A 22,849-nucleotide genomic window follows, 5' to 3' on the forward strand; every position below is an offset into this window, starting at 1 on the left:
CGAGGAACCCGCGCGCTCCATGCTGATCGAGTAGTTCTCGCAGAGGGCGTATCGAGATCCACCCAGCGGACGACGGCGGGCCCGAAGGCGCCCGCGCCCGGACGCTAGGACGACAGCAGCGGCAGGAACGGCAGTGCGGCCGACGCCGCGAGGGTGCCGAGGGCGGCGCCCGCGAGCACGTCCGTCGGGAAGTGCATCCCGAGCACGAGCCGCGACAGCAGCATCACCAGCACCACGACGACGGCGACCGGCCAGAGCGCCGGCAGCATCACCGCGAAGACGATCGCGGCGGCGGTGGTCGAGGAGGCGTGCGAGCTCGGGAAGCTGAGCTTGCTCGGCGCTGTCCCGAGCACCTGGACGCCCGCGCCGAGCGGCCGCGGCCGCCGCACCACGCGCTTGATCACGATCGACAGCCCGTGCGCCACCACGATCGCGACGTCGCAGAGCGCCCACGCCCAGAACCGCGACGGATCGGCGAACGCGCCCACCACGCCGAGCAGCAGCCACCCCGCGGCGTGCTCGCCGAAGAAGCTGAGCCACCGGGCGACGGGTCGCATCGGCCGGGCCAGGGGCGAGCGCTGCACAGCGACGATGACCGCGGATTCGCGGCTGCGGAGGGTCGACATCGCGCTCAACCTAGCGCACCCGCCCAGGCCCCGCCGTCCTGCACGTCCCCGTCCGTTCTGCAGGTGCTGGTCTGTTCTGCAGGTGCCCGTCCGTTCTGCAGGTGCCTGTCCGTTGTGCAGGTGCTGGTCCGATTTGCAGGTGTCCGTCCGTTCTGCAGGTGCCTGGTCCACGGAAAGCCCCTTCCGCCGCAGGGAGTCGGCCGGCGGGCGTCCGATCGCCTGCACAACGAACGCGCGTCTCCGGGACGGGGTCCAGGAGACGTGGCGGAAGGTCCCGCGGAAGATGGCGGAGGAAGGTGCAGGGCAGGACCGGCGGCAGGACGGGCGGGGGCGGCCGGCGAACAGCCGCCCCCGTCCGATCAGGCGTCCGGCTCGGCGTCCGGCTCGGCCGCGCGGCGACGCGCGAGGCCGAGCGCCGCGGCGCCCGCGGTGAGCAGCGCGGCGGCGCCGCCGATGAGGCCGACGCTCTCGACACCGGTCGACGCGAGTCCGCCGCCGCTCCCGCCCACGGGCAGGGGGACAGGCGTCCCGGTCGGCGCGACGGTCGGGACAGCAGTCGGCCCGGCCGTCGGCACCGCCGTGGGCCCGGCGGTCGGAGCCGCGGTCGGCCCGGCGGTAGGCCCGGCGGTCGGCACCGAGGTCGGCCCGGCCGTCGGGGTCGCCGTCGGCGCCGTGGTCGGCCCGGCGGTGGGCGTCGCCGTCGGCGCGACGAGCTGCGACGCCGGCAGGATCTGCACGATCGCCGGGCGCGGCGCCGCGACGGCACCGGCCGCGAGGGCTCCGGCGGCCGCGAAGTCCGGGAAGTACGAGGTCGGCGCCTCGAAGGTGCCCTCCTCGCCCGGGTGCTGCACGGCCACGAAGACGTGCTGGTCCTGGTCGTGCACGATCGGCCCGCAGGTCTCGGCGTCGCGCGGGACCGAGAGGAACTGCTCCACCCGGCCGCGGTCGGCGCCCTCGAGCGCCACCTTGAACAGACCGTCGTTGTAGCCGATGCCGCTCGGGGCGCCGTCGGTCGAGATCCAGAGGTTCCCGACCGAGTCGAAGGCGAGGTTGTCGGGGCAGGAGATCGGCGAGACCTGGTCCGCCGGGAATCCGGAGAAGTAGACGGTGTCGCCCTGCGCGACGTCGCCGCACAGCATCAGCAGGTTCCAGGTGAAGGTGCGGCCGGTCTGGTCGCCGCCGTCCTCGATGATCTCGACGATGTGGCCGTCGCGGTTCTCCGAGCGCGGGTTGATCTCGGTCGGCCCCTCCTTGCCCTCGGTGCCGCGGTTGGAGTTGTTGGTGCAGGCCACGTAGATCCGGCCGCTGACCAGGCTCGGCTGCACGTCCTCGCAGCGGTCCATCTTAGTCGCGCCGGCGATGTCGGCGGCCATGCGGGTGTGCACGAGCACCTCCTCGACGCTCATGCCGGCGATCATCGACGCCCCGTCGACGACCAGGGGCAGCCAGGCGCCGATGCCGTCGAAGCCGCCGTCGGAGGGGACGGCGCCGGTCCCGGTGATCTCGGCGACGGGGGAGTCGCCGGTGAAGCTCGCGACGAAGAGGTCGCCCTCCTCCAGCAGCGTCTTGTTGTGCGCGCGGTCGCCCTCGATGTAGCGCTTCCTCGAGACGAACTTGTAGAGGTAGTCGAAGCGCTCGTCGTCGCCCTGGTAGGCGACCACGCGGCCGTCGGGGGCGACGATGACGTTCGCGCCCTCGTGCTTCAGGCGGCCGAGCGCCGTGTGCTTCTTCGGGGTGGACTCCGGCTCGAACGGGTCGAACTCGACGATCCAGCCGAAGCGGTTCGGCTCGTTCTCGTAGCCGGGCGTGCGGGCGTCGAAGCGGGGGTCGTCGAGCTCCCAGAGGCGCGCGGTCTCGGCGTCGGCGAGGCCGTAGCGCTTCTCGGCGTCGCTCGTCGCGGTGGCGCGGAAGTAGCCGTTGAAGTTCTCCTCGCCCGAGAGGATCGTGCCCCACGGCGTGGTGCCGCCGGAGCAGTTGCCGAGCGTGCCGAGCACGGTGCGGCCCTCGGGGTCCGCGGCCGTCTTCAGCAGCGCGGAGCCCGCGGCGGCGCCGGTCACCTCGTAGGGGGTGTCCAGGAGGTAGCGGCGGTTGTGCTCGCCGCCGCGGACGTAGGCCCAGGGGCGGTCGACGGCGGTGCGGACCAGCTCGACCACGCTGAGGCCGTGCGCGGCGCGGCCGACGGCGCGCACGCGCTCGGGCTCCGCCTCCAGCTGGGCGGCCGGGAACATGATCGACTCGTTCGTGTACTCGTGGTTCACGACCAGGAGGGCGCGCAGGCGCTTCGAGCCGGGGATCTCGACGATGTCGGTGTAGTCGTTGTTGTAGCCGAACTGCGCGGCCTGGGCCGCCGCCGTCTGGTTCTGGATGTCGAAGGCGGGGCTGTCCGCGAAGAGCGGGTCGCCCCAGCGGATGATCGGCTGCCAGGCGAAGCCCTCGGGGACGGTGAACTCGTCGACCGTGTACGGCACCGGGGCGATCGGCGTGAAGGCGAGCGGCGAGCCGGCCGCGGCGACGGCGGCCTCCGCGGTGGGGGCGCTCCCGGCCGAGGCGACGGCGACGGTGACCGCGCCGGCGAGGCCGAGGCCGAGGGCGCTGCGGCGCGAGATCTGGCGCGCGACGATGTCGCGGAACGAGCTGTTGTGCGAGGTGTTGCAGGTGGCGGTCGAGCACGCGTTGGCGCACTTCAGGGCGCAGGTGACGGGGCTGCGCTTCCCGCGCACGTGCCCCGCCATGGGGAGGAGGAGCGGGCGACGGGCGGTGTCGGTCATGCGGTGTCCTTCGATCGGCAGCAGTGCGACCGAGTCGACCAGGGCGAGGGGACGCGCACGCCGCTCAGCGGAGGCCTCTCCCTGAACGGAACATGAACGTTCTCACAAGAAGGTGAGGCTATCCTTCGTCGCTCCGGAGGGCCGCACGGGCCTCGAGGACGGCCCCGACGTTCCCCGCGATCCACTCGACGACGGGCAGCAGCCGCTCCGCCAGCTCGGCCCCCAGCGGCGTCAGTGCGTAGTCGACGCGCGGCGGGATCACGGCGTGCGCCTCGCGGTGCACGAAGCCGTCCTGCTCGAGGGTGCGGAGGGTCTGCGCCAGCATCTTCTCGCTGATCCCGCCGATCCGGCGCCGCAGCTCGCCCCAGCGCAGGCCGCGCTCGGCCAGGGCGGCGAGGACGAGCACGCCCCACTTGCTCGTCACGTGCCCGAAGACCTCGCGGCTCGGGCAGTCGGCGGAGTAGACGTCGCCGGTGAGGAGGGGGCTGGTGATGAGGGTCATGCAGGTACTAACGAAATAGTGGGTACTGCATTCCGGGAAGCTTCCGCGCGGGGTGCCGGTTCCCTTCTCCGACGGCGCCCCACCCGCCGTCTCCCGAACGGAAGGACCACCCCCATGACCCTCGTCGTCACCGGAGCCACCGGCCACCTCGGCCGTCTCGCCGTCGAGCACCTGCTCGCCCGCGGCACCGCCGCCACCGACATCGTCGCCACCGGCCGCGACTCCGCCAAGCTCGAGGCGCTCGCCGCGGACCTCGGCGTCCGCACCGCCGTCGCCGACTTCGAGGACCCGGCCTCGCTCGACGCCGCCTTCTCCGGCGCCGAGGCCGTGCTGCTCGTCTCGGGCTCCGAGGTGGGCAAGCGCGTCGCGCAGCACACCGCCGCGATCGAGGCCGCCGCCCGCGCCGGCGCGCGCCTGGTCTACACGAGCGCGCCGAAGGCGACGACGAGCCCGCTGATCCTGGCCCCCGAGCACAAGGCGACGGAGGAGGCGATCGCCGCCGCGGGCCTCCCCGCCGTGATCCTCCGCAACGGCTGGTACAACGAGAACTACGAGCAGACCGTCGCCGAGCTCGCCTCGACCGGCAGCACCCTCTCCAGCGCCGGCGACGGCCGCGTCTCCAGCGCCGCCCGCGCCGACTACGCCGAGGCCGCCGCCGTCGCGCTGCTCGACGCCTCCCTCGTCGGGACCGTGCACGAGCTCTCGGGCGACACCGCCTGGAGCTTCGACGAGCTCGCCGCACTCGTCGCCGAGGTCGCCGGCCGCGACGCCGCGATCACGCACGTCGACTCCGCCGAGCACGCCCGCCTCCTCACCGACGCCGGCGTGCCCGAGGGCGGCGTCGGCTTCCTCGTCGGCCTCGACGCGAACATCGCCGACGGCCTCCTCGGCGAGACCGACGGCTCCCTCGCCCGCCTGATCGGCCGCCCCACCACCCCAATCCGCACCTACGTCGAGGAGCAGCTCGCCCGCTGACCCGCGGCGCGGGCTGCACCTCCGGCTCGCGATTCCCTCTCCGGCACGCGGAATCGGCCGTTTCCCGTGTGCCGGAGCCGTTTCCGCGTGCCGGAGGTACCGCAGCCTGACGTCCGGCTCGCATTATCGGCTCCGGCTCGCGGAATCGGCCGTTTCCCGCGTGCCGGAGTCGTTTCTGCGTGCCGGAGGTATCGCCACCTGACGTCCGGCTCGTGATGTCGGCTCCGGCTCGTGGAATCGGCCGTTTCCCGCGTGCCGAGACCGTTTCCGCGTGCCGGAGGTATCGGCCCCCTGATCTCCGGCTCGCGGTTCCTGCTCGGGATCGTGGCCTCGACCGCTCGCCGCGCGTGCGGGGCCCCTCCGCGTCCGGAGGCGTGGATGAACCACACCCCGCGCCATCCGTCATCCGAGCGCTGCCGGCTCGTTACTCTCGCCGGATGCGCTCGCGCCGAACCGTCCTCGTCTACGTCGACGGATTCGCGCTCTACAAAGCGCTGCTCCAGCGTCGACACCCGGCATTCAAGTGGCTCGACCTCGAAGCGATGGCGCGGAGGCTCTTCCCCCATCGGACGGTCGTCGGAGTCAAGTACTTCACTGCCGCACTGAAACCGCTGACGAACGACCCGGGCATCGGTCAGCGGCAGCAGGTGTACTGGCGCGCCCTCCGCACGACCTCGGTCGAGATCGTCGAGGGCACCTTCCTCTTCAACCGCCAGTACCTGCCCCTGCACCCGGAGGTGCTCGATCCGTCGGGCCGCGTCGTCACCGTCCGGGTGAAGCGTCCCGAGGAGAAGGGCACCGACGTCGCACTCGCGTCGCACCTGCTCGTCGACGCCTTCGACGGCGCGGCGGACTCGTTCGCGGTCGTCACGAACGACTCCGACCTCGTTCCGCCGATGCGGATGCTCGCCGCGCGCGGCCGTTCCCTGGCGCTGGTCTCGGTCGCCGGCGACCGCTACAACAAGGCGTTCGCCTCCATCGGACTCGAGACCGTCCGCCAGATCCGTGCGGGAACGCTGGCATCGTCGCAGTTCCCCGACTCGCTGGAGGACGCAGCGGGACGGATCGTCCATCGGCCTCGACGCTGGGTCTGAGCACCACGGTCCGAGCACCACGGTCTGAGCACCACGGTCCGAGCACCGGTCCAGCGCCCGGTTCGACCCCGGGAACGAAGCAGGCCCCCGACGAGTCGGGGGCCGCGCCCGGTAGTCGAGACATCCGGGTGGTTATGAGACGACCCTACCCGCGGGCCTGCGGCGCGTCCACGCTCCGTCGCCCCGCGTCGGCACCGAGCGGTTCCCGCACGGCATCACGAGCCGACGCCGCGCCCCCGGGCCCGGGTGTCCGAGCCCCGACGTAGGCTTACCGCCATGACCTCGACGACGCCTCGCTCCGGTATCGACCTCCCCGAACTCGACCCCGCGACGCGTCCGCAGGACGACCTCTACCGCCACGTCAACGGCCTGTGGATCGACCGCACCGAGATCCCGAGCGACAAGGCGCGATACGGCTCCTTCCACGTGCTCCAGGAGGAGGCGGAGAAGGCGGTCCGCGACATCATCGTCGAGGCGCAGTCGGCCGAGCGCGGCTCCGAGGCGCGCATGTTCGGCGACCTCTACACCTCCTTCCTCGACGAGGAGCGCGCCGAGGAGCTCGGCGCCGCCCCGCTCGCCGACGACCTCGCCGCCGTGCAGCGCGTCGACTCGATCGCCGGGCTGCTGCAGGCCGTCGGCGCCTTCGAGCTGGCGGGCGTCCCCGGCCTCTTCGGCCTCTTCGTCGACAACGACCCGGGCGACCCCGAGCGCTACCTCGTCTTCGTCAACCAGGGCGGCCTGGGCCTGCCCGACGAGAGCTACTACCGCGAGGAGGAGTTCGCCTCCGTCCGCGAGGCCTACCTGCCCTTCGTCGCGCGGATGCTCGGGTTCGCCGGCATCGACGCCCCCGAGGCGCGCGCGGAGCGCATCGTCGCGCTCGAGACCGACCTCGCCGCCGTGCACTGGGACAAGGTCCGCAGCCGCGACAGCCAGGCCACCTACAACCTCCGCTCCTGGGCCGAGGTCACCGAGCTCGCCGCGGGCGTCGACCTCGACGTCTGGCTGACCGCGATGGGCGCTCCGGAGGGGGCGCTCGCCGAGGTCGTCGTGCGCCAGCCGAGCTTCCTCGAGGGCCTCGCCGGGCTGCTGACCGACGACCGCCTCCCCGCCTGGCGCGACTGGCTGTCCTGGCAGGTGATCCGCGGCGCCGCGGCCTACCTCTCCAGCGACTTCGTCGACGCCAACTTCGACTTCTACGGCCGCACTCTCACCGGGACCCCGCAGAAGCGCGAGCGCTGGAAGCGCGCCGTCTCGCTCGTCGAGGGCTCGCTCGGGGAGGCGGTCGGCCGCACCTACGTCGAGCGCCACTTCCCCGAGACGGCCAAGGCCGCGATGGACGTCCTCGTCGCGAACCTGATCGAGGCCTACCGCCGCTCGATCGTCGACCTCGACTGGATGGGCCCGGACACCCGCGAGCGCGCGCTGGAGAAGCTCGCCAAGTTCACCCCCAAGATCGGCTACCCGGTCCGCTGGCGCGACTACTCCGCGCTGTCGATCGATCCCGCCGACCTGGTCGGCAACGCGCGCCGGGTCGCCGCCTTCGAGTTCGACCGCGAGCTCGGCAAGATCGGGAAGCCGCTCGACCGCGACGAGTGGTTCATGACGCCGCAGACGATCAACGCGTACTACAACCCCGGCTTCAACGAGATCGTCTTCCCCGCCGCGATCCTGCAGTTCCCCTTCTTCGACGAGTCGCGCGACGCCGCCGCCAACTACGGCGCGATCGGCGCGGTGATCGGCCACGAGATCGGCCACGGCTTCGACGACCAGGGCTCGCGCTTCGACGGCGACGGCCGCCTCACCGACTGGTGGACGGAGGAGGACCGCGCCGCGTTCGAGGAGCGCACGAAGGTCCTGATCGCCCAGTACGACGCCCTCGCTCCCGCGACGACCCCCGGCCACAACGTCAACGGCGCGCTCACCATCGGCGAGAACATCGGCGACCTCGGCGGGCTCGGCATCGCGTGGAAGGCATACCTGCTCTCGCTCGACGGCCAGGAGCCGCCGGTCGTCGACGGCCTCACCGGCGCGCAGCGCTTCTTCCTCTCCTGGGCACAGGCCTGGCAGCAGAAGTCGCGCGACGAGGAGACGATCCGCCTCCTCGCGATCGACCCGCACGCTCCGTCGGAGTTCCGCTGCAACCAGATCGTGCGCAACCTCGACGAGTTCTACGCCGCCTTCGACGTCACCGAGGGCGACGCCCTCTGGCTCGCGCCGAGCGAGCGCGTCGCCATCTGGTAGCCGTCGCCCGCCTCCGTCCCGCACCGCGGGTGGAGTGGCGGACTCCGGTCCTCCCGCTCCGCACCGACCGTTCCACCGACTCCGGAGAGGAGCCGCCCCCGTGGTGATCCCCGCGCACGAGACCCGTCGTGAGAGCCGCCGCGCCCGCCGCGGTCGGCACAAGGGCGACTACGACCACGACGACTTCCAGCGCGGTTTCGACGCGCTCGGTCGGCTCGCGCTGGACGGCGTCGCGGTGTCGGCGCGCGCGGTCGACCTCGGCACCGGGCGCACCCTCTTCGCCGTTGACGACTCCGTCTCGATGCCCACCGCCTCCATCGGCACGATCGTGCTGCTGATCGAGGTCGCGGCGCGGCTCGCCTCCGACCCGCAGGAGAACCTCCGGCTGGTCGACCGCACGGCCGCCGACGCCGTCACCGGGACCGGGATCTGGCAGCACCTGCAGATCCCGTCGATGCCGATCGCCGATCTCGCCGCCCTCGTCGGCGCGACGAGCGACAACCTGGCCACCAACGTCCTCCTCCGCCGCGTCGGTCTCGACGCCGTCCGCGAGCGGGCCGAGGCGCTCGGCCTCTCGCGCACGGCCCTGCTCGACGTCGTCCGCGACGAGCGCGGCCCGGACGACGCCCCGCAGCTCTCCATCGGCTCGGCCCGCGAGCTGACCTGGCTGCTGGCGACCCTCGCGAACGGCGAGATCGTCGACTCCGCGGTCAGCTCGCGCGTGATCGGCTGGCTCTCGCTCAACTCCGACCAGTCGATGGTCGCCGCCGCCTTCGGCCTCGACGCCCTCTCGCACCGCCAGCCCGACCACGGCGTGCTCCTGGTCAACAAGACCGGCACCGATGCCGGCGTCCGCGCCGAGGTCGGCGCCCTCCGCGGCCCGCGCGCCGGCGTCGCCTACGCGGTCATCACGCAGTTCGACGACGCGAGCCTCCGCTACCGCCTGGCCGTCCTCGAGGGCATGCGCACCCTCGGCATCGACCTGCTGGAGTACGTGCACTGAGCCGCGCCGCCGCGTGCTCCGGCTCGCGGAACGCGCTCCGGCTCGCCGGAACCGCCCGTTCCCGCGTGCCGAGCCCGTTTCCGCGTGCCGGAGCTGCCGGGTGGCTGGGGAGGTCGGGCCCGGGCTCGCTTCTCCAGCTCGGACTCGTGGGAATCGGCGGATTCCGCGTGCCGAGGCTGTTTTCGCGTGCCGGAGGTGCCGGGTGGCGGGGGAGGTCGGGCCCCGGCTCGTTGATCCAGCTCCGGCTCGTGGGATTCGACGGATTCGGCGTGCCGGAGTCGTTTTCGCGTGCCGGAGGTGGGTGAGGTCGGGCTTCGGCTCGTGGATTCAGCTCGGGCTCGTGGGAATCGACGGATTCCGCGTGCCGAGGCTGTTTTCGCGTGCCGGAGGTGGTGAGAGGTGGGTGACGTCGGGCCCCGGCTCGTTGATTCAGCTCCGGCTCGTGGGAATCGACGGATTCGGCGTGCCGGAGTCGTTCTCGCGTGCCGGAGGTGGGTGAGGTCGGGCTTCGGCTCGTGGTTCCAGCTCGGGCTCGTGGGAATCGACGGATTCGGCGTGCCGGAGTCGTTTTCGCGTGCCGGAGGTGGGTGAGGTCGGGCTTCGGCTCGTGGTTCCAGCTCGGGCTCGTGGGAATCGGCGGATTCCGCGTGCCGAGGCCGTTTCCGCGTGCCGGAGGTGGTCTCGCGGGTCGGGGCGGGGCGGCGTCAAGCAGGTGACCGGGGCCGGAGGGGCGACCTAGGCTGCCGGCAGCGGCGCCGCCTCCCGGTGCGCCGCGGAGAGGACACCATGAGCAGCTTCGGCTTCGACGCCCCCGAGGACGTCACCGACACCACCCGTCCCGACGCCGACTCCCTGCCGGTCCCGCCCGAGGATCCCGCGCAGATCGACGACTCGCAGGTCGACGGCGCCCAGGCCGACGACGCAGAGGCGACCGGCGAGGGCGCCGACGCCCGCCTGGACGACGACCAGGACCCGCCCGAGCACCCCTTCGTCCCCTCGCCCAGCTGAGCGGCGGACCCGGGCTCCGGCCCGGTGCGTGCACGAGTGAGGCGGGAAGCAGCGGATCAGCGGGAGATCGCAGGATCGGCGCTTCCCGCCTCAGTCGTCCACGCCTCCCCTGCGGGAGTCGCAGGATCGGCGCTTCCCGCCTCGGTCGTGCACGCCTCGCCCGGCCGACGCCGCGATCGACCAGCAGAGGGCCGCCCCGCCTCCGTCAGCCCCGGAACGCCCCGCGGTAGCGCGCCGCCGGGTGCCGCGCGTTCAGCCGCGCCGCTCCGGTTAGCCGCTCGCGCAGCCCGCCGGGCGCGTACTCCGAGCGGGCGAGACCCCGCGCCCGCAGCACCGGCATCACCTCGTCGACGAACTCCACGTAGCTGTCCGGCAGGGTCCAGTGCGCGAGGTTGATGCCGTCGACACCCGCGTCGCGCAGCTCGGCGAGCCGGTCGGCGATCTGCTCGGGCGTCCCGACCACGCGCTGGTGCCGGCCGACGGCCAGGCGGGCGAGGTCGGCGACGGTCGCGTCGCGGTCGGGCAGCAGGCGGATCATCGACTCGAGCGTGCTGCGGTTGCCGTTGGTGACGATGTCGCGCAGCTTCGTCTCCGGCGGGAACGGGCGCCCGTCGGCCTGGTCGACGCTGAGCCCCGCGTGCAGCAGGTGCGCGTCGACGCTCGTGGCGGCGTCGAGCTCGGCCTCGCGCTCGCGGGCCTCGCGCTCGGTGCTGCCGACCACGACGGACAGCGGCGAGAAGAACAGCACGTCGTCGCCGCGGCGCCCGGCCGCCTCCGTCAGCGCGCGGGTCGAGGCGATCAGCTCGCGGGTCTGCTCCGTCGTCGAGCCGCCGACGAACTGCGCCTCCGCGTGCCGCGCCGCGAAGGCGCGACCGGCGGGGGAGGAGCCGGCCTGGAAGAGGAACGGCGTGCGCTGCGGCGACGGCGCCGACAGGTGCGGCCCCTCCACCCGGTACGCCTCGCCGACGTGGTCGATCCGGTGCACCGACTCCGGCCGCGAGTACGCGCCGGCCTTGTCGCGCACCGAGGCGTCGTCGTCCCACGACCCCTCCCACAGCTTGTAGACGACGTCGAGGTACTCCTCGGCCTGCGCGTAGCGGGCGTCGTGCTCGGTCAGGCGGTCGTGGCCGAAGTTGCGGGCCGCGTTCTCCTGGTAGCTGGTGACGATGTTCCAGGCGACGCGCCCCTTCGAGAGGTGGTCGAGGGTCGACATGCGCCGCGCGAACTCGAACGGGTGCGCCTGCAGGATCGAGCTCGTCATCGCCAGGCCGAGGTGCTCGGTCGAGCCGATCAGGGCGGCGAGCAGGATCGACGGATCGTTGTTGGGCAGCTGCAGGCCCTCGCGCGCGTTGACCTCGAGCGAGGCGCCGACCGCGCCGTAGGTGCCTACGACGTCCGCGAAGAAGATCGCGTCGAACACCCCGCGCTCGAGCGTCCGCGCCACCTCGATCCAGTGGCCGAGGTCCTCGAACGCGTCGTGCCGCACCCCGGGCCGCCGCCACTGGCCGTGGTGGATGTGCGAGGGCGTGTTCATCACGAACGCGTTGAAGAGCAGGGGGCGGGGATCGGTCATGCGGGTGCTCCGGTCATGCGGGATGCGCCTCGGGCGGGACGCTGGTGCGGAAGTCGGTCTCGGGCTCGGTGCCGTTCAGCAGGTAGGCGCCGATCGCGGCCTGGCGGAAGACCGCCGGGTTGTGCGAGGCGATCGTACGGGCATTGCGCCAGTGACGGTCGAGTCCGGACTCGGTGAGCACCGCGGAGGCGCCGCCCACCTCGAAGAGGCGCGAGGTCACCGCGACGATGTCGGCCACCGCGATCTGCTGCGCCTCGAACTGCCGGATCTGCACGCGCACGTAGTCGCGGGTGCGCTCCGTCTCGTCCGCGTGCTCCCGGTCGCGCACGGCGGCGTAGTCGCGGGCGACGTCGTGCACGAGCGCCTCCACCGCGGCGACCCGGCTCGCCAGCTCGCCGACGACCGACTGCACCCGCGGGTCCTCGCGGGGCAGGCTCTCGCCGGCGACGCCGAACGAGCGCGAGCGGCCGCGGACGAAGCGCAGCGTGTCCTCCAGCGCGGCGCGGCCGATGCCCGCCATCGTCGCCTGGAGCAGCAGGTGCAGCAGCAGGCGGAAGTCGAGCGTGTACCAGTCGGGCTCCTGCAGCACGCGGTAGACGTGCTCGTCGCCGAGCGGCACGTCGGCGAAGACGGTGGTGCCGCTCGCGGTGAGGCGCTGGCCGAAGCCGGTCCAGTCGTCGAGCACCTCGACCCCGGGCGCGCCGGTGGGCACCACGGCGCCGCAGCGCTCGCCCGAGGGGTCGAGCGCACCGGTCCAGGTGTAGTCGGCGTAGAGGGTGCCGGTCGTGTAGAACTTGCGGCCGGTGAGCCGCCAGCCGCCGTCGGCCGGGACGAGTCGCGCCTCCGTCGTGGTCGCGGAGCCCTTCTCGGCCTGCGAGTTGGCGAACAGCGCACCGGCCGCCGCGCGCCGCAGCCAGGCCTCGTCGCGCGCCGTGCCGCCGACGAGGAAGCGCTCGATCAGGCCGAAGTGGCCGCGCAGGGCCTGCGGCAGGTTGGGGTCGGCCGCGCCCAGCTCGACCAGGAGGGTGAACAGCTCGGGCAGCGTCGCTCCCGCGCCGCCCCACTCGACCGGCACGCGCATCGCCGTGAAGCCGGAGGCGACGAGCGCCGCGATCTCCGGGTGCAGCAGGCGGCGCTCCCGCTCGCGGACGAGCGACTCCGCGCCCACCTCGGCGATGACGGTGCGGAAGCGGGCGAGGTCGTCGGCGGTGAGGCTCATCGGGCGGGCTCCGTCGCGAGGTCGGCCGCGGGCTCCGCAGCGAGACCGGCCGCGTCGTGCTGGGCGTCGCCCGCGAACGCGCCGCGCCAGGCGCGCGCCGGGTGCTCGTCCGGCAGCTGGTCGCGGCCGAACAGCTTCTGCCGCAGCGTGCCCGGCGCGTACTCGCGCTGGGCGAGCCCGCGCTCCTGCAGCACCGGGATCACGTGGTCGACGAACTCCTCGAAGCTGCCGGGCAGGATCCAGTTCATGACGTTGATGCCGTCGATCCCCGCGTCCTGCCACTCGGCGAGGCGGTCGGCGATCTGCTCGGGCGTGCCGACGATCCGGCCGCGCAGCTTCGCCGCCAGGGTCGCCAGGTCGCGCACCTTCGGGTCCGGGTCGGGCGAGAGCTCGCGCATCCACTGCAGGTGGCTGACGTTGGTGCCGGTCGAGAGCTCCGAGAGCGGGGTGTCCGGATCCAGCGGCTCGCCGGTCCTCGGATCGAACGCGAGGTTGCTGTGCAGCAGGAAGCCGTCGCTGGAGAGGTACTCGTCGAGCTCCGCCGCCTTGCGCTGCGCCGCCTCCTCGGTGTCGCCGGTGACGAAGGCGAGGCCGAGGAAGAACGCGAGGTCGTCGGCGGAGCGGCCCGTCGCGGCGACCTTCGCGCGGGTCTGCTCGATCAGCGCGCGGGTCTTGTCGATGCCCGAGGTGAGCACGAACTGGCCCTCCGCGTGCCGGGCGGCGAAGGCGCTGCCGGCGGGGGAGGAGCCGGCCTGGAAGATCACGGGCGTCCGCTGCGGCGACGGCGGGCTCTGGTGCGGCCCGGCCACCCGGTAGCGCTCGCCGACGTGGTCGATGCGGTGGATCCCGCCCGCATCGGCGAAGACCGCGTCCTCCGGGTGGCCGAGCGCCTTGTCGCGCTTCAGCGCGTCGTCGTCCCAGGAGCCCTCCCAGAGCTTGTAGACGACCTCGAGGTACTCCTCGGCCCAGCGGTAGCGCTCGTCGTGCTCCTCGAGTCCGTCGGCGCCGAAGTTGCGGGCCGCGCTCTCCTGCGCGCTGGTGACGACGTTCCAGCCCACGCGGCCGCCGGAGAGGTGGTCGAGCGTCGAGACCCGGCGGGCGAACTCGAACGGGTGGGCCTGCAGCACCGAGGAGGTGAAGACGAGGCCGAGGTGCTCGGTGACGGCCGCGAGCGCGCCGAGCAGCACCGAGGGGTCGTTGCTCGGGAACTGCAGGCCCTCGCGGGCGTTGACGGTGTAGTCGCCGCGGGCCGGTCCGTAGAGGCCGAGGACGTCGGCGAAGAAGATCGCGTCGAAGCGGCCGCGCTCGAGGGTGCGCGCCAGGTCGGTCCAGAGGGCGAGCGAGGTGAACTCGTGCTGGCGCGCGTCCGGGTGCCGCCAGAGGCCGTGCTGGATGTGCGAGCTCGTGTTCATCACGAAGGCGGAGAAGCGCAGGGGCTTCGGGGCGGTGCTCATCGGGGCTCCTCGGCAGGGGTCGCGGTGGTGGTGGAGGTGGTGGCGGTGGTCGTCGCGGTGACGGCGGTCGCGGTGGTCGGGCTCGCCGCGCCCGCGCCGTCGCCGTCCCCGAGCAGCCGCCGCCCGGGTACGGCGTCGAGCAGCTCGCGCACGTAGTCCGTCCGCGGCGTCGCGAACAGCTCGCGCGAGGCGCCCTGCTCGACGACGCGGCCGGCGCGCAGCACGACCACGTCGTGGGCGAGCCGGCGGACGGTGGAGAGGTCGTGCGAGATGAAGAGGTAGGAGACGCCCTGCTCGCGCTGGATCCGCTCGATCAGCTGCAGCACCCGCTCCTGCGTGATGACGTCGAGCGCGCTGAGCGCCTCGTCGAGCACCACGAGCGAGCTGCGCGGAGCGAGCGCCCGCGCGATCGCGACCCGCTGGCGCTGGCCGCCGGAGAGCTCGCCCGGCCGCTGGTCGATCACGCCGTCCGGCAGCGAGACGGCCTCGAGCAGCTCCTCGACGCGGGCCCGGCGCTCGCGCGACGGCACGGAGCCGGCGATCGGCTCGGCGACGATCCGCCCCACGGTCCAGCGCGGGTCCAGCGCCGAGTCGGGGTTCTGGTAGACGAGCTGCACCGTCCGCCAGAGCGCGAGCCGGTCGCGGCCGGAGACGCGCGTGACGTCCCGCCCGCCGAGGCGGATCGTGCCCGCGGTCGGGTCGAGCAGGCGCAGGATCATCCGCGCGGTCGTCGACTTGCCCGAGCCGGACTCGCCGACCAGCGCGAGGGTGCGGCCGCGCTCCAGCGAGAACGAGACGTCGTCGACGGCGGCGACCGCGTCCGCCCCGCGCCGACCGGGGAAGGTCTTCGACAGCCCCTCCACCTCGAGCACGGCGTTCGAGGCGGTGCGGGCGGCGGAGGAGGCGGCGGAGCTGAGCGGCGGCGCGCTCGGCGGCGGCGCGGTCTGCGTCGCCCGGGCGTGCGCGATCAGCTCGGCCGTGTAGTCGACGGCGGGGGAGCGGACGATCCGCTCGACAGGCGCGTCCTCGACCAGCCGCCCGCGCTGCAGCACCAGGGCGCGCGAGGCGTGGTCGGTCGCGAGCGCGAGGTCGTGTGTGACGAGCAGCACGCTGGTGCCGTGCTCCGCGGCCAGGCGGTCGAGCACGCGCAGGATCTGCTTCTGCACCGTCACGTCCAGCGCCGAGGTGGGCTCGTCGGCGACCAGCAGGGCGGGGTCGAGGCCGAAGGCGATCGCGATCAGGATGCGCTGCTTCAGCCCGCCGGAGAGCTCGTGCGGGAACTGCGTCAGGCGGTCGGCGGCGCGCGACACCTCGGCGATCTCGAGCAGCTCGATCGAGCGGGCCCGGCGCTCGCTGCGCGAGAGGCGCTCGCCGCGGATCGCGAAGATCTCGGCGACCTGCGCGCCGATGGTGAGCACCGGGGTGAGGCTCGAGCCCGGGTCCTGCGGGACGAGCCCGACCCGCCGACCGCGGAGGCGGCTCCAGCGCGACTCCGAGAGCCGCGTCGCGTCGGCGCCGTCGACGAGCAGCCGGCCGGAGGCGACCCGGGCCGAGGCGGGCAGCAGCCCGGTCGCCGCGTTCGCGATGGTCGACTTGCCCGAGCCGGACTCGCCGACCAGGGCGACGATCTCGCCGCGGCCGACCGTGAAGGAGACGTCGTCGAGGGCGCGCACCGAGCGGCGGCCGGCGCGGTAGTCGAGCGAGAGTCCCTCGAGCTGCAGGGCGGGGGCCGCGGGGGCCGCGGCGGCCGGGGAGGAGGAGTCGATGGCGTCAGGCACGGGTCGCCTTTCCGAGGTAGCGGCTGAGCACGCCGAGCGCGACGACCACGACGAGCACGAAGGTCCCGGGCAGTGCGGTCATCCACCACGCGTTGGCCAGGTAGTTGCGGCCCTCGGCGATGATGAGCCCCCACTCGGGAGTGGGCGGCGGTGTGCCGAAGCCGAGGAAGCCGAGCGCGGACACGGCCAGAACCGCGGCGCCGAAGTCGACGACCGCGAGGGCGACGAGCGCCCCGGCGATCGCGGGCAGCACGTGGCCGGTCAGCTGGCGGAGGTATCCGGCGCCGGCCAGGAGGCTCGCCTCGAGGTAGTCGAGCGAGCGCACCCGGAGGATCTCGGCGCGCGTCACCCGCGCGAACAGCACGACCGAGCCGATGCCGACCCCGATGCCCAGCGAGACCGGTCCCGCTCCGTAGGCCGAGACCACGAACAGCGCGATCATGAACGCGGGCAGCGCGATCAGGGCGTCGATCACGCGCATGCTCACGGCCTCCGCCCATGAGCCGAGCGTCGAGGAGACGATGCCGACGAGGGTGCCGAGCGCCAGTCCGACGATCACGGCGAGCCCCGCGGTCAGCGCGGTCTGGCGCGTGCCGAAGACCACCCGGGCGAGCACGTCGCGGCCGAGGTGGTCGGTGCCGAAGGGGTGCGCGGCGCTCGGGGCGAGGAAGACCTGCGAGGAGTCGCCGGTCAGCGGGTCGGAGGAGGTGAACCAGCCGGGCGCGATCAGCCAGAGCACGACCAGGACGATCAGCGCCGCCGAGAGGATCGCGGCCGGGCCCGGCGCGGGCAGGCTGCGGAGGAGGCCGGCGCGGCGGTCGTCCGCCGTCCGGGTGAGCTCAAGCGCCAAGGCGCACCAGTCCCTTCTGTCCGCGGGTGCGCAGGACGCGCGGGTCGAGCACCGGCGCGATCAGATCGAGCACCAGCGTGGTGACGACGACGACGAGCGTCGTCAGCAGGACGAGGCCCTGCACGAGCGGCACGTCCTGCGCGATGACGGCCTTCAGCAGCACCGAGCCGAGGCCGGGGCGGGCGAAGACGGTCTCGGTGATGACGGAGCCGGCCAGGAGGATCCCGAGTGTGGTGCCGATCACGGCGGTGGTCGCGCCGAGCGAGGAGCGCAGGACGTGCCGCAGGAAGACCCGCAGCGGCCGGGCGCCCTTCGCGCGGGCGGTCTTGACGAAGGCGAGCTCGGCGGCCTGCTCCACTCCGCTCAGCAGCACCTGCGCGATCGGCGCGGACACCGGGATCGCGAGCACCAGGGCGGGGATGAGCAGCGACAGCAGCGACCCGTCCGGGAAGAGCGAGAGGATCCGCAGCTGGAAGGAGAACACCTGCAGCACCACGATCCCGAGCCAGAACACGGGGATCGAGCTGAACAGCGACGGCACGGCGACGACGAGGGCCTTCAGCCGCGGCGCGTCGATCAGGAACGCCGCCGCGCTCACGCCCACCGCGATCACGATGCTGAGCAGCAGTCCCGTCGAGGCCAGCAGGACGGTGCTGCCGACGACGTCGCCGATGCGGGTGAGCACGGGCTGGCCGGAGGAGAGCGAGAAGCCGAAGTCGCCGCGCAGCAGGTTCGCCAGCTGCAGCAGGTACTGCTCGTGCCAGGGGCGGTCGTAGCCGTAGAGCGCGCTGACCTGCTGGATCAGGGCGGGGTCGGCCCCGGCGTCGCCGGCCAGGAAGATCGTGACGGGGTCGGACGGCAGCAGCTGCACGACCGCGAAGACGATCGTGTACGTCAGCCACAGCACGAGCACCGCCTGACCGGCCCGGCCGGCGAGATACCGGAGCACCGCGGCTACCTCTGCACCCAGGCTTCGTGGAGCAGCGGCGCGGTGCCGCCGTCGAAGCTCACGTGGACGCCCGAGCCGACGGCGTGCACCTGCACCTCGTCCCAGAGCGGCACGAGCAGGTTGGTGCCGAGCACGAGGCGCTCCTGGATGTCGGCGAGGACCTCGTCGCGGGCGGCGGGGTCGGTGGCCGCGCGCTCGGTCGCGAACAGCGCGTTGAGCTCGTCGTCCGAGACGTAGGTGTTGGTGTTGCCGGCGGCGCTGAACAGCGGGCCGAGACCGCCGAGGTAGAACTGGCGCGAGCCGATGGCGGGGTAGGCGGGGTCGCCCAGCGCGGTGGCGAGGATGGCGCTGTCGCCGGCGTTGTTGGTCAGCTCGACGCCGAGCTTGCGCCACTCCGACTCGATGAACTCGAAGGCGGGCTTGATCACGACGCTGCGCGGGCTGGCGGCGACCGAGAGGGCGAGCCGCTGGCCGTCCTTCTCGCGGACGCCGTCGGAGCCGACGGTCCAGCCCGCGTCGTCGAGGAGCTTCTCGGCCTCGTCGGGGTCGTAGGCGAGCTCGTCGCCGAGGTCGACGAAGCCGGGGGCCGAGCGGTTGAGCACCGAGCCCGAGAGCGGGTAGCTGTCGCTGAGCACGGTGGTCTTCAGCGCCTCGCGGTCGAAGCCGATCTGCAGAGCGCGGCGGACGGCCTGGTCGGAGACGACGGGCGCGTCGCCGCGGAAGGCGAGCCAGTTCGCGGTGAGCTCCGGCGCCTGCGCGACGGCGAGCTCGATCCCGGAGGCGGCCGCGGCTGCCTCGTCGGTCGGCTGCACGCCGCGCGCGATGTCCGCCTGACCCGAGGAGACGGCGCCCACGCGCAGCCCCACCTCGGGGATCGCGCGGAAGGTGACCTCGTCCAGGTGCGCCGCGCCGGTGTTCGTCGAGATCGACGACGGCCAGGCGTAGTCCTCGCGCTTGTCGAAGACGATCTCCTGGTCGGGCACCTGCGAGGCGAAGACGAAGGGGCCGGAGGCGACGATCTTCGAGATGTCGGCCTGCCCGGCGTAGTCCAGCGCGAGGGTCGAGGTCGAGACCAGGCTCGCGGTGGAGGCGGCGGTCGCCTTGAGGAAGTCGGCGTTCGGCTCCGAGAGGCGCACGACGACGGTGTCCTCGCCGGTCACCTCCGAGCTCTGGTAGCCGATGAAGTCGCGGTTCTTGACGATCTTCTTCGCCTCGTCGCCCAGGCCGAGCTGGTCGAGGTTGGCTTTGACCGCGGCGGCGTCGAGCGGCGTGCCGTCCGAGAAGGTGACGCCCGGGCGGATGGTGAAGGTGAACTCCGTGTTGTCGCCGTTGACGCTCCACTCGGAGGCGATCCACGGCATGACCTCGCCGGTCTCCGGGTCGAAGGCGGTGAGGCGGTCGGCGATGGTGCGGAAGACGTTCGCCTGCGTGTAGTTGAACCCCTTCTGCACCTGGAAGTCGGTCTGCAGCTCGATGTCGGCGAAGACGAGCGAGCCGCCCTCGACGGGCGTGCCGGAGGAGGAGCCGGCCACGTCCGCCGCCTGCGCGGTGCAGCCCGCGAGCAGGCCGGCCACGAGGACGGCGCCGACGGCCGCGGCGAGGCGCGAGCGGAAGGGGGACGATCCGGGCGTGAAGCGTGACATGCGGGCGGTACTCCTAGCGGCGTGGGCTGACGACCCGGCCAACCTACGAGCCCGCTCAGGAGACTGTCACCCCGCCCGTAACACGGCGCCACGCGACGTCACACGACGTCGCGCCCGCCGCCCCACCCGGTCTCGATACGCCGCCTGCGGCGCCTACTCGACCACCGTGCTGATCGCGAGTCCGCCCCCCCTGCATGCTGATCGAGTAGCCCGGCGCAGCCGGGCGTATCGAGATCCCCCGCGTCGGACGCCGCCGCGCCCTACTCCCGCGGCGCCGCGCCCGGCTTGATCCGCTGCGCCAGCCGCTTCAGAGGGTGCGCCGGCTCGCGCTCGACCGGCTCCTCCACCTCGAGGCCGTAGAAGGAGCCGATGTCGCCGACGAAGGCGGCCCGGCGGGCCTTGTCGTAGGCGCGGATCTCCCTGCGGAACGCGATCACCGTCGCCACGCACATCAGGATCATCACCACGCTGAACGGCAGCGCCGAGAGGATCGCGGCCGTCTGCAGGGCGTCGAGCCCGCCGGCGATGAGCAGCGAGAGCGCGAGCAGCGCCGTCGCCAGCGCGAAGAAGACGCGGATGCCGTTGCGCGGTTCCGCGTCGCCGCCGGTCGCGATCATCGACATGACCAGGGCGCCGGAGTCGGCGGAGGTGACGAAGAAGACGCCGATCAGGAGGATCGCGCCGACCGTGAGCACGGAGCCGGCCGGCAGGCCCTGCAGCATCTGGAAGAGCGCGGTGTCGGTGCTCACCGCGCCGTCGGTGCCGACGAGCCCGCCGGAGCCGTAGAGCTCGCGGTAGAGGGCGGTGCCGCCGAGCACGCTGAACCAGAGGAACGTCATGATCGTCGGGACCAGCAGCACGCCCGCGACGAACTCGCGCACGGTGCGGCCCTTGGAGACGCGGGCGATGAAGATGCCGACGAACGGCGCCCACGACATCCACCAGCCCCAGTAGAACGTGGTCCAGCTCGCCTGCCAGGTCTCGCCCGCGGTGCCCTGGTAGGCGCTGACCGTGAAGGTCAGGCCGATGAAGTTCTGCAGGTAGTTGCCGAGCGACTGCACGAACTCACGCAGCAGGAACTGGGTCGGGCCGGCGACCAGCACGAACACGAGCAGGGCGGCCGCGAGCAGCAGGTTGCCGGTCGAGAGCCACTTCATGCCCTTGCCGACGCCGGAGACGAGCGAGAACACGGTGAGCGCCGTCACGACCGCGATCACGACGATCTGCACGGTGAGCGAGGAGTCGACGATGCCGCTCGCCTCGAGCCCGGCCGAGATCTGCGTGACGCCGAGGCCGAGCGAGGTCGCGACGCCGAACATCGTGCCGACGAGCGCGACGACGTCGATCGTGTTGCCCCAGCCGCCGCGGACCCGGCGGCCGAGCAGCGGCTCGAGCGCCCAGCGGATCGACACCGGGCGCTTGCGGCGGTGGATCGCGTAGGCGAGGGCGAGGCCGACGACGACGTAGATCGACCAGGCGTGCACGCCCCAGTGCAGATAGGTCTGCGAGATGGCGCTCTGCGCGAGCTCCGTGTCGGTGCCGGTGACGCCGGGCCGCGGAGTGGCGAAGTGGGTGAGCGGCTCCGCGACGCCGTAGAAGACGAGGCCGATGCCCATCCCGGCCGCGAAGAGCAGCGAGATCCAGGAGAGCAGCGAGAACTCCGGCTCGTCGTCGTCGGCACCGAGCTTGATGTCGCCGAAGCGGCTGAGGCCCATCCAGATCGCGAAGGCGACGAAGACCGCGGCGATCAGCACGTAGTACCAGCTGAAGGTGTCGATCACCGTGCTCTGCAGCGCCGAGAAGACGCCGGTGGCGACGTCGGGGGCGACGATCGCGAAGGCGGCGATCGAGAGCGTGATCACCGCCGCGGGCCAGAACACCCAGCGGGCGAGGCTGTGCGGGGGCCGCTTGTCAGCGGCGGGAGGGACGGCGATGTCCGGGGAGGCGGGCGTGTCGGACATGGGGTCCTCTCGTCGTGGGCAGCCTGCAACGGTACACGGACCGCTCGGCACGGGCTCGGCCGCCGACGCTGCCGAGCGCCTGATCGAGGGACCGGCGGGGCGCGGCGGGCGGGTCGGTCGCGCCCGCGGCGACCGGGATGGGGGAGGCTGGAGCCGTGCAGTTCAGAGTCTTCACCGAACCCCAGCAGGGCGCCAGCTACGAGGATCTCCTCGCGGTCGCGCAGGCCACCGAAGCCCTCGGCTTCGACGGATTCTTCCGCTCCGACCATTACCTCCGGATGGGCGACGGCGACCCCGGCCCCGGTCCGTCGGACGCGTGGACGACCCTCGCGGGCCTCGCGCGCGAGACCGAGCGGATCGCGCTCGGCACCCTGGTCTCCTCCGTCACCTACCGGCCGCCGGGGATCCTCGCGATCCAGGTCGCGCAGGTCGACGCCATGTCGGGCGGCCGCGTCGAGCTCGGGCTCGGCACCGGCTGGTTCGAGGAGGAGCACGCCGCGTACGGCATCCCGTTCCCGCCCCGCCGCTTCGACCTGCTCGAGGAGCAGCTGGAGATCGTCACCGGCCTCTGGTCGACGCCGGTCGGCGAGCGCTACTCCTTCGCCGGCGAGCACTACACGCTCACCGACTCGCCCGCGCTGCCGAAGCCCGCGCGGCTCCCGCTGCCGGTGATCGTCGGCGGCGGCGGCCCGAAGCGCACCCCGCGCCTCGCAGCCCGCTTCGCGAGCGAGTTCAACCTGCCGTTCCCGGAGTTCGACGCGATCCCCGCCGCGTTCGCGCGCGTGGACGAGGCGTGCGTCGCGATCGGCCGCGAGCCGTCCTCGCTCGTGCACTCGGTCGCGCTGATCGCGGTCGGCGGAGCGGACGAGGCGGAGTTCGTGCGCCGCGCCGCCGCGATCGGCCGCGAGCCCGCCGAGCTGCGCGAGCACGGCGTCGCCGGCGGCGTCGACGAGACCGTCGACCGCCTCGAGTCCCTCCGCGAGGCCGGCGCCGAGCGCGTCTACCTCCAGTTCATGGACCTCCAGGACCTCGACCACCTCGACTTCTTCGCCCGCGAGGTCCTGCCGCGCCTCTCGGCCTGACCGCCGAGGAGCCCGCTCCGCGGGCGCCCCCTCCTGATCGAGCAGTCCGCGTCGCGGGCGCCCCCTCCATGCTGATCGAGTAGCCCGCGCAGCGGGCGTATCGAGATCCACCGCTCTGCAGGC

The 22,849-nt window shown here is 73.0% G+C and carries 16 protein-coding genes and 1 pseudogene; 6 read left to right on the top strand and 11 right to left on the bottom strand.

The window, feature by feature from the left end:
* Window positions 1-104: 104 nt before the first annotated feature.
* The 3 genes and pseudogenes from HQQ82_RS14585 to HQQ82_RS14595 all read right to left on the bottom strand — a co-directional run bounded on the left by HQQ82_RS14585 (window position 105) and on the right by HQQ82_RS14595 (window position 3,896).
* A complete protein-coding gene (locus HQQ82_RS14585) occupies window positions 105-626 on the bottom strand; it encodes a phosphatase PAP2 family protein (RefSeq protein ID WP_173234431.1) in 522 nt (173 codons plus the stop codon).
* A gap of 728 nt (window positions 627-1,354) precedes the next feature.
* A pseudogene (locus HQQ82_RS14590) lies at window positions 1,355-3,394 on the bottom strand (PhoX family phosphatase); the annotation flags it as partial.
* 118 nt (window positions 3,395-3,512) lie between these two features.
* Window positions 3,513-3,896, bottom strand: a complete 384-nt coding sequence (locus HQQ82_RS14595) for a helix-turn-helix domain-containing protein (RefSeq protein WP_173234435.1) — start codon at window positions 3,894-3,896, stop codon at window positions 3,513-3,515.
* A gap of 114 nt (window positions 3,897-4,010) precedes the next feature.
* On the opposite strand from HQQ82_RS14595, the gene HQQ82_RS14600 reads away from it, so the two are divergent.
* The 5 genes from HQQ82_RS14600 to HQQ82_RS14620 all read left to right on the top strand — a co-directional run bounded on the left by HQQ82_RS14600 (window position 4,011) and on the right by HQQ82_RS14620 (window position 10,217).
* Window positions 4,011-4,871 (top strand): NAD(P)H-binding protein, encoded by an 861-nt coding sequence (locus HQQ82_RS14600; protein ID WP_173234437.1) that lies wholly within the window; start codon window positions 4,011-4,013, stop codon window positions 4,869-4,871.
* A 437-nt stretch (window positions 4,872-5,308) separates the two neighbouring features.
* Complete coding sequence (locus tag HQQ82_RS14605) at window positions 5,309-5,965, top strand: NYN domain-containing protein (protein ID WP_173234439.1); 657 nt, start codon at window positions 5,309-5,311, stop codon at window positions 5,963-5,965.
* A gap of 276 nt (window positions 5,966-6,241) precedes the next feature.
* Window positions 6,242-8,206 carry a M13 family metallopeptidase gene (locus HQQ82_RS14610; RefSeq protein ID WP_173234441.1) on the top strand — a complete coding sequence of 655 codons (1,965 nt, stop codon included), beginning with the start codon at window positions 6,242-6,244 and terminating at the stop codon, window positions 8,204-8,206.
* A gap of 100 nt (window positions 8,207-8,306) precedes the next feature.
* Window positions 8,307-9,209: a serine hydrolase gene (locus HQQ82_RS14615; RefSeq protein ID WP_173234443.1), complete on the top strand. Its 903-nt coding sequence runs from the start codon at window positions 8,307-8,309 to the stop codon at window positions 9,207-9,209.
* A 786-nt stretch (window positions 9,210-9,995) separates the two neighbouring features.
* Window positions 9,996-10,217 (top strand): hypothetical protein, encoded by a 222-nt coding sequence (locus HQQ82_RS14620; protein WP_173234445.1) that lies wholly within the window; start codon window positions 9,996-9,998, stop codon window positions 10,215-10,217.
* A gap of 205 nt (window positions 10,218-10,422) precedes the next feature.
* Here HQQ82_RS14620 and HQQ82_RS14625 read toward each other — a convergent pair whose 3' ends face one another.
* The 8 genes from HQQ82_RS14625 to HQQ82_RS14660 all read right to left on the bottom strand — a co-directional run bounded on the left by HQQ82_RS14625 (window position 10,423) and on the right by HQQ82_RS14660 (window position 21,644).
* Window positions 10,423-11,790 carry an NtaA/DmoA family FMN-dependent monooxygenase gene (locus HQQ82_RS14625; RefSeq protein ID WP_173234447.1) on the bottom strand — a complete coding sequence of 456 codons (1,368 nt, stop codon included), beginning with the start codon at window positions 11,788-11,790 and terminating at the stop codon, window positions 10,423-10,425.
* 13 nt (window positions 11,791-11,803) lie between these two features.
* Complete coding sequence (locus HQQ82_RS14630; RefSeq protein WP_173234449.1) at window positions 11,804-13,009, bottom strand: acyl-CoA dehydrogenase family protein; 1,206 nt, start codon at window positions 13,007-13,009, stop codon at window positions 11,804-11,806.
* Window positions 13,006-14,463 (bottom strand): LLM class flavin-dependent oxidoreductase, encoded by a 1,458-nt coding sequence (locus HQQ82_RS14635; protein ID WP_173234451.1) that lies wholly within the window; start codon window positions 14,461-14,463, stop codon window positions 13,006-13,008. Before HQQ82_RS14635 ends, HQQ82_RS14630 begins: the two co-directional genes overlap by 4 nt.
* The gene (locus HQQ82_RS14640; RefSeq protein ID WP_367947948.1) at window positions 14,460-16,241 is read right to left on the bottom strand and encodes a dipeptide ABC transporter ATP-binding protein; all 1,782 of its coding nucleotides are present in this window, start codon (window positions 16,239-16,241) and stop codon (window positions 14,460-14,462) included. Before HQQ82_RS14640 ends, HQQ82_RS14635 begins: the two co-directional genes overlap by 4 nt.
* Window positions 16,234-17,091, bottom strand: a complete 858-nt coding sequence (locus HQQ82_RS14645; protein ID WP_254071520.1) for an ABC transporter permease — start codon at window positions 17,089-17,091, stop codon at window positions 16,234-16,236. The genes HQQ82_RS14640 and HQQ82_RS14645 overlap by 8 nt, the downstream gene beginning before the upstream one ends.
* Window positions 17,081-18,040, bottom strand: a complete 960-nt coding sequence (locus HQQ82_RS14650) for an ABC transporter permease (protein ID WP_173234453.1) — start codon at window positions 18,038-18,040, stop codon at window positions 17,081-17,083. The genes HQQ82_RS14645 and HQQ82_RS14650 overlap by 11 nt, the downstream gene beginning before the upstream one ends.
* A gap of 5 nt (window positions 18,041-18,045) precedes the next feature.
* A complete protein-coding gene (locus HQQ82_RS14655) occupies window positions 18,046-19,683 on the bottom strand; it encodes an ABC transporter substrate-binding protein (protein ID WP_173234455.1) in 1,638 nt (545 codons plus the stop codon).
* Window positions 19,684-19,943: 260 nt separating this feature from the next.
* Window positions 19,944-21,644, bottom strand: a complete 1,701-nt coding sequence (locus HQQ82_RS14660; protein ID WP_173234457.1) for a BCCT family transporter — start codon at window positions 21,642-21,644, stop codon at window positions 19,944-19,946.
* 155 nt (window positions 21,645-21,799) lie between these two features.
* Between HQQ82_RS14660 and HQQ82_RS14665 the strand changes: the two genes are divergently transcribed.
* Window positions 21,800-22,726: an LLM class F420-dependent oxidoreductase gene (locus HQQ82_RS14665; protein ID WP_173234459.1), complete on the top strand. Its 927-nt coding sequence runs from the start codon at window positions 21,800-21,802 to the stop codon at window positions 22,724-22,726.
* Window positions 22,727-22,849: the final 123 nt, after the last annotated feature.

The sequence above is a fragment of the Rathayibacter sp. VKM Ac-2856 genome (genome assembly GCF_013205055.1).
Classification (GTDB): domain Bacteria; phylum Actinomycetota; class Actinomycetes; order Actinomycetales; family Microbacteriaceae; genus Rathayibacter.

What these genes read in the sequence shown, in the direction of transcription:
- HQQ82_RS14620 (WP_173234445.1), top strand. Translation starts at nt 9,996, where the DNA reads ATGAGCAGCTTCGGCTTCGACGCCCCCGAGGACGTCACCGACACCACC.
- HQQ82_RS14585 (WP_173234431.1), bottom strand. Translation starts at nt 626, where the DNA reads ATGTCGACCCTCCGCAGCCGCGAATCCGCGGTCATCGTCGCTGTGCAG.
- HQQ82_RS14625 (WP_173234447.1), bottom strand. Translation starts at nt 11,790, where the DNA reads ATGACCGATCCCCGCCCCCTGCTCTTCAACGCGTTCGTGATGAACACG.
- HQQ82_RS14630 (WP_173234449.1), bottom strand. Translation starts at nt 13,009, where the DNA reads ATGAGCCTCACCGCCGACGACCTCGCCCGCTTCCGCACCGTCATCGCC.
- HQQ82_RS14660 (WP_173234457.1), bottom strand. Translation starts at nt 21,644, where the DNA reads ATGTCCGACACGCCCGCCTCCCCGGACATCGCCGTCCCTCCCGCCGCT.
- HQQ82_RS14595 (WP_173234435.1), bottom strand. Translation starts at nt 3,896, where the DNA reads ATGACCCTCATCACCAGCCCCCTCCTCACCGGCGACGTCTACTCCGCC.
- HQQ82_RS14600 (WP_173234437.1), top strand. Translation starts at nt 4,011, where the DNA reads ATGACCCTCGTCGTCACCGGAGCCACCGGCCACCTCGGCCGTCTCGCC.
- HQQ82_RS14605 (WP_173234439.1), top strand. Translation starts at nt 5,309, where the DNA reads ATGCGCTCGCGCCGAACCGTCCTCGTCTACGTCGACGGATTCGCGCTC.
- HQQ82_RS14635 (WP_173234451.1), bottom strand. Translation starts at nt 14,463, where the DNA reads ATGAGCACCGCCCCGAAGCCCCTGCGCTTCTCCGCCTTCGTGATGAAC.
- HQQ82_RS14655 (WP_173234455.1), bottom strand. Translation starts at nt 19,683, where the DNA reads ATGTCACGCTTCACGCCCGGATCGTCCCCCTTCCGCTCGCGCCTCGCC.
- HQQ82_RS14610 (WP_173234441.1), top strand. Translation starts at nt 6,242, where the DNA reads ATGACCTCGACGACGCCTCGCTCCGGTATCGACCTCCCCGAACTCGAC.